This window comes from Paraburkholderia tropica, assembly GCF_014171495.1.
Lineage (GTDB): Bacteria > Pseudomonadota > Gammaproteobacteria > Burkholderiales > Burkholderiaceae > Paraburkholderia > Paraburkholderia tropica.
The window spans coordinates 2,292,853-2,309,111 of record NZ_CP049134.1; the positions used below are offsets into that span (position 1 = coordinate 2,292,853).

17 protein-coding genes are annotated in these 16,259 nt (G+C 65.5%); 6 read left to right on the forward strand and 11 right to left on the reverse strand.

The annotated features are described in order from the left end of the window. The first annotated feature begins 58 nt into the window (after positions 1-58). Genes G5S35_RS10300 through G5S35_RS10310 form a run of 3 tightly spaced genes read left to right on the forward strand, consistent with a single transcriptional unit; the run spans position 59 to position 2,626 of the window. Positions 59-1,330 carry a M48 family metallopeptidase gene (locus tag G5S35_RS10300; RefSeq protein WP_065061266.1) on the forward strand — a complete coding sequence of 424 codons (1,272 nt, stop codon included), beginning with the start codon at positions 59-61 and terminating at the stop codon, positions 1,328-1,330. Then, positions 1,327-2,286: a ribosome small subunit-dependent GTPase A gene (gene rsgA, locus G5S35_RS10305; RefSeq protein WP_065061265.1), complete on the forward strand. Its 960-nt coding sequence runs from the start codon at positions 1,327-1,329 to the stop codon at positions 2,284-2,286. The genes G5S35_RS10300 and rsgA overlap by 4 nt, the downstream gene beginning before the upstream one ends. A gap of 16 nt (positions 2,287-2,302) precedes the next feature. Beyond that, the gene (locus G5S35_RS10310) at positions 2,303-2,626 is read left to right on the forward strand and encodes a putative signal transducing protein (protein WP_065061264.1); all 324 of its coding nucleotides are present in this window, start codon (positions 2,303-2,305) and stop codon (positions 2,624-2,626) included. A gap of 106 nt (positions 2,627-2,732) precedes the next feature. Here the strand turns inward: G5S35_RS10310 and G5S35_RS10315 are convergent, their stop codons facing one another. From G5S35_RS10315 to rpsP, 6 genes are all read right to left on the reverse strand, one after another. Beyond that, positions 2,733-3,671 (reverse strand): CobD/CbiB family protein, encoded by a 939-nt coding sequence (locus G5S35_RS10315; protein WP_065061263.1) that lies wholly within the window; start codon positions 3,669-3,671, stop codon positions 2,733-2,735. Positions 3,672-3,827: 156 nt separating this feature from the next. Next, complete coding sequence (locus tag G5S35_RS10320) at positions 3,828-4,532, reverse strand: CoA pyrophosphatase (RefSeq protein WP_110328316.1); 705 nt, start codon at positions 4,530-4,532, stop codon at positions 3,828-3,830. 86 nt (positions 4,533-4,618) lie between these two features. Beyond that, positions 4,619-5,014 (reverse strand): 50S ribosomal protein L19, encoded by a 396-nt coding sequence (gene rplS / locus G5S35_RS10325; RefSeq protein ID WP_065061261.1) that lies wholly within the window; start codon positions 5,012-5,014, stop codon positions 4,619-4,621. Between the two features lie 148 nt (positions 5,015-5,162). Beyond that, the gene (trmD, locus tag G5S35_RS10330) at positions 5,163-5,930 is read right to left on the reverse strand and encodes a tRNA (guanosine(37)-N1)-methyltransferase TrmD (RefSeq protein WP_074983877.1); all 768 of its coding nucleotides are present in this window, start codon (positions 5,928-5,930) and stop codon (positions 5,163-5,165) included. A 34-nt stretch (positions 5,931-5,964) separates the two neighbouring features. After that, positions 5,965-6,717: a ribosome maturation factor RimM gene (gene rimM, locus G5S35_RS10335; RefSeq protein WP_074983878.1), complete on the reverse strand. Its 753-nt coding sequence runs from the start codon at positions 6,715-6,717 to the stop codon at positions 5,965-5,967. Positions 6,718-6,854: 137 nt separating this feature from the next. Continuing rightward, positions 6,855-7,109, reverse strand: a complete 255-nt coding sequence (gene rpsP / locus G5S35_RS10340; protein ID WP_065061258.1) for a 30S ribosomal protein S16 — start codon at positions 7,107-7,109, stop codon at positions 6,855-6,857. A 185-nt stretch (positions 7,110-7,294) separates the two neighbouring features. Here rpsP and G5S35_RS10345 point away from each other — a divergent pair, with 185 nt between their 5' ends. Together G5S35_RS10345 and G5S35_RS10350 are read left to right on the forward strand one after the other, a co-directional pair. Continuing rightward, positions 7,295-8,524, forward strand: coding sequence for a PQQ-dependent sugar dehydrogenase (locus tag G5S35_RS10345; protein WP_420874513.1), 1,230 nt, complete (start codon positions 7,295-7,297; stop codon positions 8,522-8,524). Between the two features lie 166 nt (positions 8,525-8,690). Continuing rightward, positions 8,691-9,164, forward strand: a complete 474-nt coding sequence (locus G5S35_RS10350; protein WP_183038269.1) for an NINE protein — start codon at positions 8,691-8,693, stop codon at positions 9,162-9,164. 33 nt (positions 9,165-9,197) lie between these two features. Here the strand turns inward: G5S35_RS10350 and G5S35_RS10355 are convergent, their stop codons facing one another. Together G5S35_RS10355 and G5S35_RS10360 are read right to left on the reverse strand one after the other, a co-directional pair. Then, positions 9,198-10,424, reverse strand: coding sequence for a PA0069 family radical SAM protein (locus G5S35_RS10355; protein WP_183038270.1), 1,227 nt, complete (start codon positions 10,422-10,424; stop codon positions 9,198-9,200). 114 nt (positions 10,425-10,538) lie between these two features. Then, a complete protein-coding gene (locus tag G5S35_RS10360; protein ID WP_074983885.1) occupies positions 10,539-11,027 on the reverse strand; it encodes an Lrp/AsnC ligand binding domain-containing protein in 489 nt (162 codons plus the stop codon). Between the two features lie 179 nt (positions 11,028-11,206). Here G5S35_RS10360 and G5S35_RS10365 point away from each other — a divergent pair, with 179 nt between their 5' ends. Continuing rightward, positions 11,207-12,493, forward strand: a complete 1,287-nt coding sequence (locus G5S35_RS10365; protein WP_074983887.1) for a D-amino acid dehydrogenase — start codon at positions 11,207-11,209, stop codon at positions 12,491-12,493. 85 nt (positions 12,494-12,578) lie between these two features. Here the strand turns inward: G5S35_RS10365 and G5S35_RS10370 are convergent, their stop codons facing one another. The 3 genes from G5S35_RS10370 to G5S35_RS10380 all read right to left on the reverse strand — a co-directional run bounded on the left by G5S35_RS10370 (position 12,579) and on the right by G5S35_RS10380 (position 16,192). Beyond that, entirely contained in the window at positions 12,579-14,366 is a 1,788-nt protein-coding gene (locus G5S35_RS10370; protein WP_183038271.1) for an acyl-CoA dehydrogenase, read from the reverse strand. A 118-nt stretch (positions 14,367-14,484) separates the two neighbouring features. Further along, positions 14,485-15,420: an electron transfer flavoprotein subunit alpha/FixB family protein gene (locus G5S35_RS10375; RefSeq protein ID WP_124263076.1), complete on the reverse strand. Its 936-nt coding sequence runs from the start codon at positions 15,418-15,420 to the stop codon at positions 14,485-14,487. A 22-nt stretch (positions 15,421-15,442) separates the two neighbouring features. Next, on the reverse strand, positions 15,443-16,192 hold the full coding sequence (locus G5S35_RS10380) for an electron transfer flavoprotein subunit beta/FixA family protein (protein ID WP_074983892.1): 750 nt from the start codon (positions 16,190-16,192) through the stop codon (positions 15,443-15,445). Positions 16,193-16,259: the final 67 nt, after the last annotated feature.

Consider the following 16,259-nt stretch of genomic DNA (forward strand, 5'->3'; position numbering starts at 1 on the left):
GCGATGGCCGGGCCGACGAGAACATATAATTGTCGCATAGATACCACGGACTTCCCGGATGCCTAATCTCTCCCCCGCGCTGGCCTTCAGCATTCTTTTCGTGGCCGCCGTTCTGGCCATGGTCGCGACCAAACTCTGGCTCGCCTCGCGGCAGGTCCGCTTCGTCGCCGCGCATCGCGACGCGGTGCCCGCGCAGTTCGCGGCCACCATCCCGCTCGCGGCCCATCAGCGCGCCGCCGACTACACCGTCGCGCGCACGCGCCTCGGCATGGTCGAGATCGTGCTGTCCACCGTCGTGCTGATCGCGCTCACGCTGCTCGGCGGCGTGCAGGCCATCGACCTTGGCATTTCCGACTGGCTCGGGCGCGACTACGTCGGCCAGATCGCGCTGGTCGGCGCCGTGCTCGCGGTCAGCGGTCTGATCGAACTGCCGCTCGATTACTACCGCCAGTTCGTGGTCGAGGAGCGTTTCGGCTTCAACCGCATGACGCGGCGCATTTTCTTCGCCGATCGCATCAAGGGTCTCGTGATCGGCGCGCTGTTCGGCATTCCGCTGCTGTTCGTGGTGCTCTGGCTCATGAAGCAGGCGGGCAGCCTCTGGTGGCTCTGGACGTGGGTCGTCTGGGTCGCGTTCCAGATGCTCGTGCTGGTGCTCTACCCGTCCTTCATCGCGCCGCTCTTCAACAAGTTCGAGCCGCTGCGCGACGAAGCCCTGCGCTCGCGCATCGAAGCGCTGATGCAGCGCTGCGGCTTCGCGGCCAAGGGCCTGTTCGTGATGGACGGCAGCCGCCGCTCCGCGCACGGCAACGCGTATTTCACGGGTTTCGGCGCGGCCAAGCGCATCGTCTTCTTCGACACGCTGCTCGCGCGCCTCTCGGGCAGCGAGATCGAAGCCGTGCTCGCGCACGAACTCGGCCACTTCAAGCGCCGCCATGTCATCAAGCGCATGCTCGTGACCTTCGCGATCAGCCTCGTGCTGCTCGGCGTGCTCGGCTGGCTCACGCAGCGCGTGTGGTTCTACGAAGGTCTCGGCGTGCGTCCGTCGCTGCTCGGCGGCAACGAGGGCCTCGCGCTCGTGCTGTTCTTCATCGCGGTGCCGGTGTTCCTGTTCTTCGTCACGCCGCTCGGCAGCCTCAGCTCGCGCAAGCACGAGTTCGAAGCGGACGCCTTCGCGGCCACGCAGACCGACGCGCAGCAGCTCGTCAACGCGCTCGTGAAGCTCTACGAGGACAACGCGTCCACGCTCACGCCCGACCCGCTCTACACGGCGTTTTACTACTCGCATCCGCCGGCTTCGCAGCGGATCGATCGCCTGATGTCGCACGCATGAGCCGGCGCGCCTCGAAATCCGCCGGCGCGTCCGCCTCGCCGGCGGGACAGGCCGGCGCGGCGGCCACGCTGCACGGCGTCGTGATCGCGGCACACGGCCGCCATTATCTCGTCGCGCCCGACGGCGGCGGCGCGCCGCTCCAGTGCTTTCCGCGCGGCAAGAAGAGCGAGGTCGCGGTGGGCGACCGCGTCGACTATCAGTCGACGTCGGCCGACCAGGGCGTGATCGTGGCGATCGGCGAGCGGCGCAATCTGCTCTATCGCTCCGACCAGTTCAAGTCGAAGCTCTTCGCGGCGAATCTCGACCAGTTGCTGATCGTGCTCGCCACCGAGCCGCACTTCAGCGAAGACCTGCTCGGGCGCGCGCTCGTGGCCGCCGAGGCCAACGGGCTCACGCCGATCATCCTGCTCAACAAGATCGACCTGGAAGCCGTGCTGCCGCTCGCGCGCCAGCGACTGGAGCGCTATCGCGCGCTCGGCTATACGGTGCTCGAAGTGTCGGAGAAGCAGCATCCGGAGGAAGCGCATGCGATTCTCTCCGCGCATCTGAACGGCCATCAGACGATCCTGCTCGGCCAGTCGGGCATGGGCAAATCGACGCTCGTGAATCTGCTGATTCCGGACGCCGAAGCGGCCACGCGCGAGATCTCCACCGCGCTCAACAGCGGACGCCATACCACGACGTTCACGCGTCTCTACAAGTTGCCTGGCGGCGGCGCGCTGATCGATTCGCCGGGTTTCCAGGAGTTCGGGCTGTATCACCTGACCGAAGGCACGCTGGAGCGCGCGTTCCCCGAGTTCCGGCCGCTGCTCGCGCATTGCCGCTTCTACAACTGCCATCACCTGCACGAGCCGGGCTGCGCGGTTCTCGAAGCGGTCGCCGACGGCCGCGTCGCGCCCGAGCGTCACGCGCTCTACGCGCAGCTCGTGCACGAGATCAGCCAGATCGTGCGCTGAAGGCCGCGCGGCAGCCATGCTCAAGCTCGTTCGCGCGCCCAACGTGGTGATCGCCCAGCACTGGATGAACATCCTCGCGACGGCCGGCGTGCCTTGCGAGCTGCACAACCGCTATCTGAGCGGCGCGATGGGCGAGATTCCCGCCGAACAGTGCGCGCCGGAGATCTGGCTCGTCGACGAGCGCGACGAAACGCTCGCCCGCAAGCTGATCGCCGACGCCACCAGCGGGCCGCCGCCGGGCGCGCGGCCGTGGCGCTGCGCGCAGTGCGGCGAGACGCTGGAGCCGCAATTCACGGTCTGCTGGCAGTGCGGACGCGAGCGCGATCCGCTCGACGATTGAAGCGGCGCGCAACCAGCGACGAAATGCAAAAGGCCCGTGCAACCTGCACGGGCCTTTTTTATTCGCGTTGATTCGCTTGCGGCGACAGCAGCCTAAGCGCCCACGCTCAAACCCAGAGCGCGATGGTCAGCATGAGCAGCAGGATCATCCACAGGATCACGGCGCGCCAGACAAGGCCCACGGCCGATTGCAGCGTGCGCGGCGTGCAGTCGTCGCCGACTGTGTACGGACCGCCCTCGCCCGGCTGCGCGATGGCGTCGACGCTCGACTGCTCCGCGAGCGGACCGGACAGACGCGCGCCCAGCGCGCCGCTGCCGGCGGCGAGCAGCACGCCTTCGTTGGTGTCCGGCCACTGGTTCGCATGGTTGCGCCAGGCGTAGATGGCGTCCTCGAAATTGCCGACGATCGCGAAGCCCAGCGACGTGAGCCGCGCCGGAATCCAGTCGATCACAAAGAACACGTGCTGCGCGAAGTTCGAGAACGCTTCCGTGCGGTCGTCGGCCGGACGCGACCATTCGCGCGCGAGGTATTCGGAGAGGCGATACAGCACCGCGCCCGCCGGACCGATCGGCACGAGGAACCAGAAGAACACGCCGAACACGTGACGATGCGAGGCCACCACCGCGTGGATCAGGGTGTGGCGCACGATCTCGCTCACGGGCATGTCCACGGCGTCGATGCCGGTCCACTCGGTGAGGATTTCACGCGCGCGCGGCACGTCGTCGTTATTCAGCGCGAGGTGGATATCGGTGAAATAGTGGCTGAACTGGCGAAAGCCGAGCGTAAAGTACACCACCACCACGTTCCAGAGGAACGCCAGCACGAAGCTGATGTGATAGAGCACGTAGTAGACGAGCGCCGTGACCAGGGTCCACGGCAGCACGACCACGAGCCAGGCGAGCACGCCGTGCTTCTGCTTGCCCGCGTCGAAGCCGTGGGCGGCCCATTCCGCATTGAGGCGCACGAGCGCCATGACCGGGTTGTTGGGCGACAGCGCCCGCACCTGTTCGATGACGAGAGCCAGCAATACGGAAAAGAAGGTCATGCGACGCGCCGTGCGATTCGAGTGTTGGAAAGGTGCTGCAAAGATATCACAGGGCCAGATGTGCCTGAACCTCTGGCGACAAAGACACAACAGCAACACGTTATCGGCACGAACGCGGGCGTTCTTGAGGGGCCGCCGAGCGCCCCGCACCTCGCCTCAGGCGAGCAGGAAACGATAGAAGTTGCGCAGCATGCCCGCCGTCGCGCCCCAGATGAAATGCGTGCCGCCCACGCCACGTATATCGCCGGGCTGCACGCCTTGCTGCGGATACGGCATCGCGAAGAAGCGGCGCTCGCCGCCTTCCCAGCGCCAGACGCGCACTTCGTGGTGCGCGGGGTTCATCAGAAAGCCGAGCGGCACCTCGAAGATGCTCGCCACTTCGAGCGAGTCGGCCGCGAGCGTGAACGGCTCGTGCACGAGGCCCACCACGGGCGTGACGCGAAAACCCGTGCCCGTGAGGTAGTCCGGCAACGCCCCCAGCACCTCGACGCGCGCCGGATCGAGATCGACCTCTTCGTGCGCCTCGCGCAACGCGGCGGCGATCGGCGTGGGGTCGGACGGCTCGCGGCTGCCGCCGGGGAAGCTGACCTGACCTGCGTGATTGCTGAGATTGTCGGCGCGCTGCGTGAGCAGCACCGTAAGACCCGAGGGCCGCATCGCGATCGGCATCAGCACGGCGGCCTCGCGCGGATCGCGGATCTCCAGCACGCGCGCTTCCTGCGGCTCGGGCTGCCACGGCAGGCGCTGCTCGAAGCGCGCGCGCAGGCCATCGGGCGTGAGCCGATCGGCGGCGATGTGAGGCAGATCGGCGCCCGTCGATTCGATCGGCAGGCTTTCGGGTTCAAATACTGGACGGATCAACGGCTGACTCGAGGTTCGGGCACAGGAGAGTATTTTGCGGCCAAAAAGAAAAAAGCACCCCGAGGGGTGCTTCTTTCTTACAGCTTTTACGCCTGTTCGGCCGGAGCAGCTGCGCGGTCTTTCGACACCAGCTTTTCCTTGATACGTGCCTTCTTGCCCGACAGGTTGCGCAGGTAGTACAGCTTCGCGCGACGAACGTCGCCGCGGCGCTTCACCACGATGCTGGCCAGCAGCGGCGAGTACGTCTGGAACGTACGCTCGACGCCTTCGCCCGACGAGATCTTGCGAACGATGAACGCCGAGTTCAGACCGCGGTTACGCTTTGCGATCACGACGCCTTCGTATGCCTGAACGCGCTTGCGGTTACCTTCAACCACGTTCACGTTGACGATCACCGTATCGCCAGGAGCGAATTCGGGGATGGTTTTCTCGCCCAGCACGCGCTGGATTTCTTCCTGTTCGAGCTTTTCGATCAGATTCATGAATGACTCCGTAAGCCATCTTGTCGGCGTTCGTACCTGCGCCACAGTGCGGCAGCACGGCCCCGATAGAGGATGGATTCACAACTGGCGCCGTTCACGCATGAAGCGGCGCCGCCTTGGGCGTCCCGCGCCCTGCCCGCCCGAAGCGTTACGCTTCGCTCGAACCTTTCGCGAGACTAGCGAGCCATGCCTCGTCGGCACGGCTCAACATCTTGTTCTTGCGGGCCCGCGCAATCAGATCGGGCCGTTTGTGAAACGTATTGCGCAGCGATTCGCGGCGGCGCCATTGCTCGATTTCCGCATGATGGCCGCCGAGCAGCACATCGGGCACCCGCACGCCGTCGTATTCTTCCGGCCGCGTGTAATGCGGACAGTCGAGCAGACCGTCGACGAAACTATCCTGCACCGCCGAGAGCGCGTCGTTCAGCACGCCCGGCAGCAATCGCACCACCGCGTCCATCAGCGCCATCGCCGGCAGTTCGCCGCCGGACAGCACGAAGTCGCCCAGACTCACTTCCTCGTCGACGTGACGGTCGACGAGACGCTGGTCGATCGCTTCGTAGCGGCCGCACAGGATCACGAAACCGGATTCCTGGGCGAACTCCACAGCGCGCTCGTGCGTAAGCGGCTTGCCTTGCGGCGACATCAGCAGCACGCGCGGTTCGCGCGCGCCCTGCTCCGCCTGCGCGGCTTTCGCCGCGCCGATGGCCGCTTCGAGCGGCTTGGCCAGCATGACCATGCCGGGGCCGCCGCCGTAAGGGCGATCGTCGATGGTGCGGTAGTTGTCGGTCGTGAAATCGCGCGGATTCCACGTACGCAGCGTATAGCGCTCCTGCTTCGCGGCCCGGCTGGTGATACCCCAGTCGGTGATCGCGCGAAACATCTCAGGAAAGAGCGTGACGACATCGAACTGCATCGCTCTCTCCGTTCAGCGAATCAGCACAGCAGGATCAAAAATCGGCGTCCCAGTCGACGACGATGCGCTTCGCCGCCAGGTCGACCGTCTTCACAAATACGCCGACGAACGGGATCAGCCGCTCGCCGGTGACAGGCTTGCCGTCCTTGCCCGCCGAGGGATACTCGACGCGCAACACCGACTGTGCGCCGTTGTCGATGAGTCCGGCGACCTTGCCGAGATCGACACCCGCCTCGTTGGCGACGTCGAGACCGATCAGGTCGACCCAGTAATACTCGTCGGTTTCCGGCGCGGGGAAATCGGCACGGCTCACGTAGATACGCGCGCCGCGCAACTGCAGCGCGGCGTCGCGGTCGGCGATTGCGTTCAGTTGCCCGACGACCGAGTCGCCGTGCACCTTGGCGCTCGCGCGCACCGCGGAATGCAGCGTGGGACGCTCGCGGCCCTTGAGGAACCACCAGCGCTTCGCCGCGATGAGCGCGCGGCCGCCTTCGGCGTGCGGCGCGATCTTCAGCCCGCCTTTGAGGCCATAGGCATCGATCACGGCGCCGACCTCGACCGCGTCGGCCGGCCAGCTCGCCTCAGATTCGGCGCGCAGACCTTCGCCTTTCGCGGCGGTGCTTTCCGATGCGTTTTCACGCATCTGAGCACGCGCATTGTCACGAACCGGCGCCTTGCGCGCGAACGCGCCAAACGACGGCGCGGCGCGCCCGCCGGTCTTGCCACTGCTCTGCGATACCTCGCCCTTAGCCTTGGCGTCCGCTTTTGCGTCGTCATGCTCGGGCATGGACAAACCTCGCAGCCAGCTTGATGTCGTACACGCGGCTTACGCTACGCGCACGGTGAAACAGGTGAAAGACTGCGGCAAGACCGGGTACAAAACCGTAGTCGAGCGACGCAGCCCGGCAAGCATCATGCAAGCACTTAAGCAGCCGGAGCAGCCTTTTGCGATTGCTTCACGAGACGCTCGACAGCCGGCGACATTTGCGCGCCGTTTTCCTGCCAGTACGTCACGCGATCTTGAGCGATGCGCAGCGTTTCACCCTTGGTAGCGACCGGGTTGTAGAAGCCCACGCGCTCGATGAAACGGCCGTCGCGACGGTTACGCGAATCGGTTGCGACGATGTTGTAGAACGGGCGCTTCTTCGAGCCGCCGCGTGCCAGACGGATGATAACCATACTAGAATCCTTGAAAACCGGGGGTTCGGGACTACTGAAACATGCGATTATAGCCCGAAACCAATGCCATAACAAACACTTAACTGGAATCTTGCTCGGAGACCCTGTGGAAACCCCAGGAGAAAGCGACGATGCACGACGATCGAACGGCGATTCGCACCCGCCTCGCACGAGCGTTCCAGCACATGACTGCCCCGCCTGACGCCCCGCGCGGCGGTTTTTCCGCCGCCGCCCGCTTCGCCATGCAGCCGCGGCCATCTGATCCGGCCCTGTCTCCCCGCCGCAACAAATCGCGTTGGACGCGCTCGGCGACACGCCTCGGCATCGCCCTGCTGATCCTCCTGCTCGCGCCGCTCGCGCGCGCCGCCCTGCCGATCGAGCGCATCCAGTTGCCGCCGGGCTTCCACATCGAAGTCCTCTCCGACGACGTGCCCGCCGCGCGCGAAATGACGCTCTCGCCGCAAGGCATTCTCTATGTGGGCAGCATGGACAGCCGCGTCTACGCGCTCGAGCTGCACGACGGGCGCGTCGTCAAACGGCACGTGATCGCCTCGGGGCTCACGATGCCCGTCGGCGTGGCCTGGCGCGACGGCGCACTGTATGTCTCCGCGGTTTCTTCGATCGTGCGGCTCGACGGCATCGACACGCATCTCGACAATCCGCCCAAGCCCGCCGTGGTCACGTCCTCGCTGCCCGATTCGCGCCATCACGGCTGGAAGTTCATTGCTTTCGGTCCCGACGGCAAGCTCTACGTGCCGCAAGGCGCGCCGTGCAACGTCTGCCTGCCCGCGAACGATCCGCAGCGCACGCACTACGCGATGATCGGCCGCATGGACCCGGACGGCACGCACTATGAAACCCTCGCGCGCGGCGTGCGCAACACCGTCGGTTTCGCGTGGCATCCGCGCACGCACGAACTCTGGTTCACCGACAACGGCCGCGACATGCTCGGCGACGATATCCCTTCCGACAAGCTCAACCGCCTGCCGCGCGCGGGGCTCGACTTCGGCTTTCCGTACTGCCATGGCGGCGACGTGAGCGATCCCGAGTTCGGCAAGGATCATCCGTGCAGCGCTTTCACGCCGCCGGTCGCGCAACTGGGCGCGCACGTCGCGGCGCTCGGCATGCGCTTCTATACAGGCACGATGTTCCCGGCCGAGTATCGCGACAGTATTTTCATCGCCGAGCACGGTTCGTGGAATCGCAGCAAGAAGGTGGGGTATCGCGTGGCGCGCGTGAGCGTCGACGCGGACGGCAAGCACGTGCAGCAGCAGGTGTTCGCGCAAGGCTGGCTCGATGCGGACGACACCCAGTGGGGCCGTCCCGCCGATGTGCTGCCCTTGCCCGACGGCTCGCTGCTCATCAGCGACGACTACGCGGGCGCGATTTATCGCGTGACGTATTCGAAGCCGTAAGCGCGGGCCCGGACGCCGCACGAACGCCGCACGCGTGAGCGCGAACATAAGCGCCAAGCTCTGCTGGCGCGCGCGCACGCCACGTACAATGGGCCGCGCGCCCATCGCGCCCTCGTCTGCGCTTCATCTGCTTTTCGCCCGCTCTTCGCCTGCTCACTGCCTGCTCATGTCCAATCAAAACAAGCCCGCAGCACGCTTTCGCAACAAGACGCTCACCGCCGCTCTCGCCTTTCTGCTTGGCAGCCTCGGCGCGCATCGCTTCTATCTGTATGGCGCGCGCGACGTCTGGGGCTGGGCGCACATCGGCGGCACGCTGATCGGCATTCCGGGTGTGTTGCTGCTGATGGCCACCGAACGCGCGTCGGTGCCCGGCTGGGGGATGGCGGTGATCGGCGCGATTTCGGTGCTCTCGGCGTTTCTGGCCGCGATCGTCTACGGTCTGCGCCCCGACGCGAAGTGGGACGCGCAATTCAACGCCGCCTTCGCGGGCCGGCGCGCGAGCCGCTCGGGCTGGACCGTGATCTTCGTCGTGATCTTCTCGCTGCTGATCGGCGCATTCCTGCTGATGACCGGCCTCGCGCTCTCGTTCCAGACGTATTTCGAATCGCAGGTCGAAGCCGCCAAGGCGATTTCGCAGTAACGCGGCATTCACGTAACCGCAGCGCCATTGCGCTCAGAACAGATCGAGCTGGCGCTTCTGTTCCTGCGCCTTCGCGCGCACGAACTCCGACATGTCGAGAATGCCGTGACGCCGCTCGTTCAACCCGAGCCGCCGCACCGCGTTGTGAAAGCGCTGCTTGAGCAGGTCGGCCCATAGCCCGGTGCCCTTCATGCGCTGCGAAAACGACGACTCGTAATCCTTGCCGCCGCGCATGTCGCGCACGCTGCTCATCACGCGCTCGGCACGCTGCGGGAAATGCGCGGCGAGCCAATCCTGAAACAGCGGCGAGACTTCCCACGGCAACCGCAGCACGATAAAGCTCGCGCTCGTCGCGCCCGCTTCGGCGCAGGCTTCGAGCACTCGCTCCATGTCGGGTTCGGTGACGAACGGGATCACCGGCGCGATGCTCACGCCCACCGGAATGCCCGCCTGCGCGAGCGTGCGGATCGTGCGCAGGCGGCGCGACGGCGTGGCCGCGCGCGGCTCCAGCGTGCGCGCGATGTCGGCGTCGAGCGTGGTGATGGTGATGGCGGCCATGAACTGCTGGCGCTCGGCCATCGGCGCGAGCAGGTCGAGATCGCGTTCGATCAGCGACGATTTCGTGATGGCCGCGAACGGATGCTGCCGCTGCGCCAACACCTCGATCACGCGCCGCGTGATGCGCAGCTCGCGCTCGACGGGCTGCCAGGCGTCGGTATTCACGCCGAGCGCGATGGGCTCCGGCTCGTAGCCGGGTTTCGCCAGTTCGCGCGCGAGCAGTTCGGGCGCGTTGATCTTCGCGTACAGGCGGCTCTCGAAATCGAGACCCGGCGAAAGTCCCAGATAACTGTGCGTGGGCCGCGCGAAACAATAAATGCAGCCGTGCTCGCAACCGCGATAGGGATTGAGTGACACGTTGAACGGAATGTCCGGCGACTGGTTGCGCGTGAGGATGCTTTTCGCGCGCTCCTCGTAGATCTGCGTGCGCAGCGCGGGCTCCGGCGTTTCGCGCTCGCCGGCTTGCGCGTTGGCTTGCTCGTCGATTTGCGCGCCCGCTTCATCGCTGCGCTCGCGCGCGTCGGCCGGCGATTCGACGTGCTGCCAGCCGTCGTCGTATGCCTCGCGCTGATCGACCTCGTAGCGCCCTTGCAGGTTCGTGACCGCGCCGCGCCCCTTGCGCGGCGCGGGCGGCGCGACGGGATACCAGGCGTCGGGGTCGGGGGCGCGATTAGCGTCGTTCGCGGGTGGGTTGCGGTTCACGGCGGGGCAAAAACAAAGCGTCTCGATACTGTACAAATATACAGTATCGAGACGCTTTGTCGAGTGCGAAAAACGGGGCGGAGTTGGTTGCCAGAACCCGACGCTTGAGCCGGACTACTCGCCCACCGCGATCGTCAGCGTCTCCTTGATCTCTTCCATCACCACATAGCTCTTCGACTGCACCGCGCCCGGCAGTTGCAGCAGGATGTCGCCGAGCAGCTTGCGGTAGTCCGCCATTTCGCCGATGCGCGCCTTGATCAGATAGTCGAAGTCGCCCGACACCAGATGGCATTCGAGCACCTCGGGAATCTTCTGCACCTCGCGGCGGAACTGATCGAACATGTTGCCGCTCTTGTGGTCGAGCGTGATCTCCACGAACACCAGCAGCGCCGCGCCGAGCACGTTCGGATTGACGCGCGCGTAGTAGCCCGTGATGACGCCGTCTCGCTCCATGCGCTTGACCCGCTCGATGCACGGCGTGACCGACAGCCCGACCTGCTCGGCGAGGTCTTTCATGGCCATGCGGCCGTCCTGCTGAAGCAGCTTGAGGATGCGGTGATCGAGCCGGTCGAGTGCGCGGACCGGCTGACGCTGCGTTCTCATGTTTTTTTCCTGAAAATCAGATAAATACAATAACAAAACCTAGTCTTACAACAATAGCATAGTCGATATTACTGGCTACATCCGGATTTTCGTGCCATCCGCCCTGCCGCCGCTCAAAACGGCCCTGCGGCGCCCCGGCAAGACCGCGTAGCCCAAACAATTCTCTCTACGGAGCAGCTATGCGAGTCGTCGTGTTGGGCAGTGGTGTGGTCGGTGTGGCCAGCGCCTGGTATCTTGCCCGCGCGGGCCATGAAGTGACGGTGATCGACCGCGAGTCCGGTCCCGCGCTCGACACCAGTTTTGCGAACGCCGGCCAGATTTCGCCGGGCTATGCCGCGCCGTGGGCGGCGCCGGGCGTGCCGCTCAAGGCGATCAAGTGGATGTTCGAGAAGCACGCGCCGCTCGCCATCCGCCTCGACGGCACGAAGTTCCAGCTGCAATGGATGTGGCAGATGCTGCAGAACTGCACGGCCGGGCGCTACGCGCAGAACAAGGGCCGCATGGTGCGTCTGGCCGAATACAGCCGCGACTGCCTGCAGGCGCTGCGCGCCGACACCGGCATCCAGTACGAAGGCCGCACGGGCGGCACGCTGCAGGTGTTCCGCACGCAGCAGCAATTCGAAGGCGCGGCGAAGGACATCGCCGTGCTCAAGGACGCCAACGTGCCATACGAACTTCTGAGCGCCGCCGAACTCGGCCGCGCCGAACCCGCGCTCGCCGCCGTCTCGCACAAGCTCACGGGCGGCCTTCGTCTGCCCGGCGACGAAACCGGCGACTGCCAGCTGTTCACCACGCGCCTCGCCGCGATGGCCGCCGAACTCGGCGTGAAGTTCCGCTACAACACGCCGATCGACGGCCTCGCCGTGCAGGGCGACCGCATCGCGGGCGTGCAATGCGGCAGCGAACTCGTGCGCGCCGACAGCTATGTGCTCGCGCTCGGCTCGTACTCCACGAAGATGCTCTCGGGTCTCATGAAGATTCCGGTGTATCCGCTCAAGGGTTATTCGATCACCGCGCCGATCGTCAACGCCGACGCCGCGCCGGTCTCCACCGTGCTCGACGAAACCTACAAGATCGCGATCACGCGTTTCGACGACCGCATCCGCGTGGGCGGCATGGCGGAAATCGTCGGCTTCGACAAGTCGCTCAAGCAGGCGCGCCGCGAAACGCTCGAAATGTGCGTGAACGATCTGTTCCCCGGCGGCGGCGATACGGCTCAAGCCAGCTTCTGGACCGGTCTGCGCCCGATGACGCCGGACGGCACGCCCATCGTCGGCCGCACGCCGCTCTCGAACCTGTTCCTGAACACGGGGCACGGCACGCTCGGCTGGACCATGTCGTGCGGCTCGGGCCAGTTGCTCGCCGACCTCATCTCCGGCAAGCAACCCGCGATCAAGGCCGACGACCTCTCGGTCTATCGCTACCTCGGCGAACAGCACGGCACGCATCGCCCGGCTTACGCTTAAGGACTCGCCGCTTCGTTGAAGGCGGCAAAAAACGGCGGCGCTCTGAAGAGAGGCCGCCGTTTTTCATGACCCCGCACGCCGTCAATCAGAGCTGATCTTCCGGCAATGCCAGCACGCCCTCGTCGCCCTTCGCGTTGACGATACCCGCTTCGAGCGCCAGCGCGCGCGGCAACACCTGCTCCGCATAGCACTGCGCCGTCGCGATCTTCGCGCCGTAGAACGCCGGATCGTGCGGCATGAGCCGTTGCGCGGCGAGCATCGCGCGCGCCATCTGCCAGCCGCCCAGCACGACGCCCGCGAGCATCAGATACGGCACACTGCCCGCGAACACCGCGTTCGGATCGCGCTTCGCATTCGCCAGCACGAAATCCACGGCCGACTCGAACGCACCCTGCCCAAGCGCCAGATACTTCGCCATCGACTTGAACGCGCCGCCGTCCTGCGCGCCGAGTTCCGCGACCGTCTTGCCGATTTCGGCCGCCAGCGCTTTCGCCACCGCGCCGCCGTCGCGCAACGTCTTGCGTCCGATCAGATCGTTCGCCTGGATCGCGGTCGTGCCTTCGTAGATCGGCAGAATGCGCGCGTCGCGATAGAACTGCGCCGCGCCCGTCTCCTCGATGAAACCCATGCCGCCGTGAACCTGCACGCCGAGGCTCGTCACCTCGATCGACGACTCGGTACTCCAGCCCTTCACGATCGGCACGAGATATTCGTAGACGGCCTGATGACGCGCGCGCGCCGCGGCATCGGGATCGCGATGCGCGCGGTCGCTCTCGCCCGCCGCCGCGTAAGCGAGCGCGCGCGCCGCCTCGGTGAGCGCGCGCATCGTGCCGAGCATGCGCCGCACGTCCGGATGATGCACGATGGTGACCGCCGCCTTCGACGAGCCATCGACGGGCCGACTCTGCACGCGCTCCTTCGCATAGCCGAGCGCCTTCTGATACGCGCGCTCCGAAATCGCCACGCCCTGCATGCCCACCGCGAATCGCGCGGCGTTCATCATGATGAACATGTACTCCAGCCCGCGATTTTCCTCGCCGATCAATTCGCCGATCGCGCCGCCCTGATCGCCGTATTGCAACACCGCCGTCGGGCTCGCCTTGATGCCGAGCTTGTGCTCGATCGACACGCACTCCACGTCGTTGCGCGCGCCCGATGAACCATCCGCGTTGACGAGAAACTTCGGCACGATAAAGAGCGAAATGCCCTTCACGCCTTCGGGCGCGTCGGGCGTGCGCGCGAGCACGAGATGGACGATGTTCTCCGCCATGTCGTGCTCGCCCCAGGTGATGAAAATCTTGGTGCCGAACAGCTTGTACGTGCCGTCGCCCTGCGGCTCGGCGCGCGTGCGCACGGCGGCGAGATCGGAGCCCGCCTGCGGCTCGGTGAGGTTCATCGTGCCGGTCCACTCGCCCGAAATGAGCTTCGGCACGTAGCGCTGCTTCTGCGCCTCGCTGCCCGCCGTGAGCAGCGCCTCGATCGCGCCATCGGTCAGCAGCGGACACAGCGCGAACGAGAGATTCGCCGAGTTGAGCATCTCCACGCACGGCGTGCCGACGAGCTTGGGCAAACCCTGTCCTTCGTATTCCTGAGGATGTTGCACGCCCTGCCAGCCGCCCGCCACGTAGTGACGAAACGCCTCGGCGAAACCGGGCGACGCGTGCACTTCACCGTCGTCCCAGTGACTCGGATGGCGATCGCCTTCGGCATTCAGCGGCGCGAGCACTTCGCCACAGAGCTTCGCGGCTTCGTGCAGCACGGCTTCGACGGTCTCGGGCGTGGCGTCCTCGCCGCCGGGCAGCGCGGCGATCTCGTCGAGTCCGGCCAGCTCCTTCATCACGAACAGCATGTCGCGTATCGGTGCGTCGTACATGTCAGTCTCCCCCTTCATCCGCTGATGAACGAAAAAAGGGGCGCACGCGGCGCCCCTTTTCGGTGTCAGACGTCATGCGATGCAGGCGTCTGTGATTCGCATCGGTAATTCGCGATGCTTAGCCGAGCTCGTTGACGAGTTCCGGCACGACCGTGAACAGATCGCCGACGAGGCCGTAATCGGCCACGCTGAAGATCGGTGCTTCTTCGTCCTTGTTGATCGCGACGATGGTCTTCGAGTCCTTCATGCCGGCCAGATGCTGGATCGCACCCGAAATGCCGACCGCGATGTAAAGCTGCGGCGCGACGATCTTGCCGGTCTGACCGACCTGATAATCGTTCGGCACATAGCCTGCGTCGACTGCGGCGCGCGAGGCGCCGAGCGCGGCGTTCAGCTTGTCGGCGAGCGGCTCCAGCACCTTCGTGTAGTTCTCGCCGCTGCCCAGACCGCGGCCACCCGAGACGATGATCTTCGCGCTCGTGAGTTCCGGGCGATCGAGCTTCGTGACTTCACGGCCGACGAATTGCGCCTTGCCGTTGTCCGCTGCCGCGTCGATCTTCTCGACCGGCGCGCTGCCGCCTTCGGCTGCGACCGGATCGAACGCCGTCGTACGCACCGTGATGACCTTGACCGGATCGGCCGACTGCACCGTGGCGATCGCGTTGCCCGCGTAGATCGGACGCTCGAACGTGTCGGCGCTGTCGACGGCCGTGATGTCCGAGATCTGCGCGACGTCGAGCTTCGCGGCGATGCGCGGCGTGACGTTCTTGCCCGCTGCCGTCGCCGGAGCGAGGATGTGCGAGTAATTCTTTGCGATCGACAGCACCGTGGCTTCGACGTTTTCCGCGAGACCCTGTGCGAGCTGCGGCGCGTCGGCCAGAATGACCTTCGCGACGCCCGCGATCTTCGCTGCGGCATCGGCAGCCGCTTGCGCGTTGTGGCCCGCGACCAGCACGTGCACGTCGCCGCCAATCTTCTGTGCAGCCGACACCGCGTTCAGCGTCGCGGCCTTGATCGACTGATTGTCGTGTTCAGCGATTACCAGATTAACCAGATTCGTCATTTTTTCTCGCTCCTCACAGCACCTTGGCTTCGGTCTTAAGCTTCTCGACCAGCGTCTTCACGTCGGCGACCTTCACGCCGGCGCTGCGCTTGGGCGGCTCCGAAACCTTCAGCGTCTTCAGACGCGGCGTCACATCCACGCCGAGATCTTCCGGCTTGATCGTTTCCAGCGGCTTCTTCTTCGCCTTCATGATGTTCGGCAGCGTGACGTAGCGCGGCTCGTTCAGGCGCAGGTCCGTCGTGACCACCGCGGGCAGCGCGAGCGACAGCGTTTCCGCGCCGCCGTCGACTTCACGCGCGACCGTGGCACGGCCGTCGGCGACCGTGATCTTCGAGGCGAAGGTCGCTTGCGGCAGGTCCGCCAGCGCCGCGAGCATCTGGCCCGTCTGGTTCGAATCGTCGTCGATGGCCTGCTTGCCGAGGATGACGAGTTGCGGCTGTTCCTTGTCGACGAGCGCCTTGAGCAGCTTCGCGACAGCCAGCGGCTGAAGGTCTTCGTTCGACTCGATCAGGATCGCGCGGTCGGCGCCGATCGCCAGCGCCGTGCGCAGCGTTTCCTGCGCTTGCGCGACGCCTGCGGACACAGCGATCACTTCGGTCGCGACACCCGCTTCCTTCAGACGAACGGCCTCTTCGACGGCGATTTCGTCGAACGGGTTCATCGACATTTTCACGTTGGCAATGTCGACGCCCGTGCCGTCCGACTTCACACGAACCTTCACGTTGTAATCGACTACGCGTTTGACAGGCACAAGGACTTTCATTCACATGCTCCGAAGTTACGAATACGTCAACCTGGCGGACATTATAGCGATAGCCCCGAAGGACGCC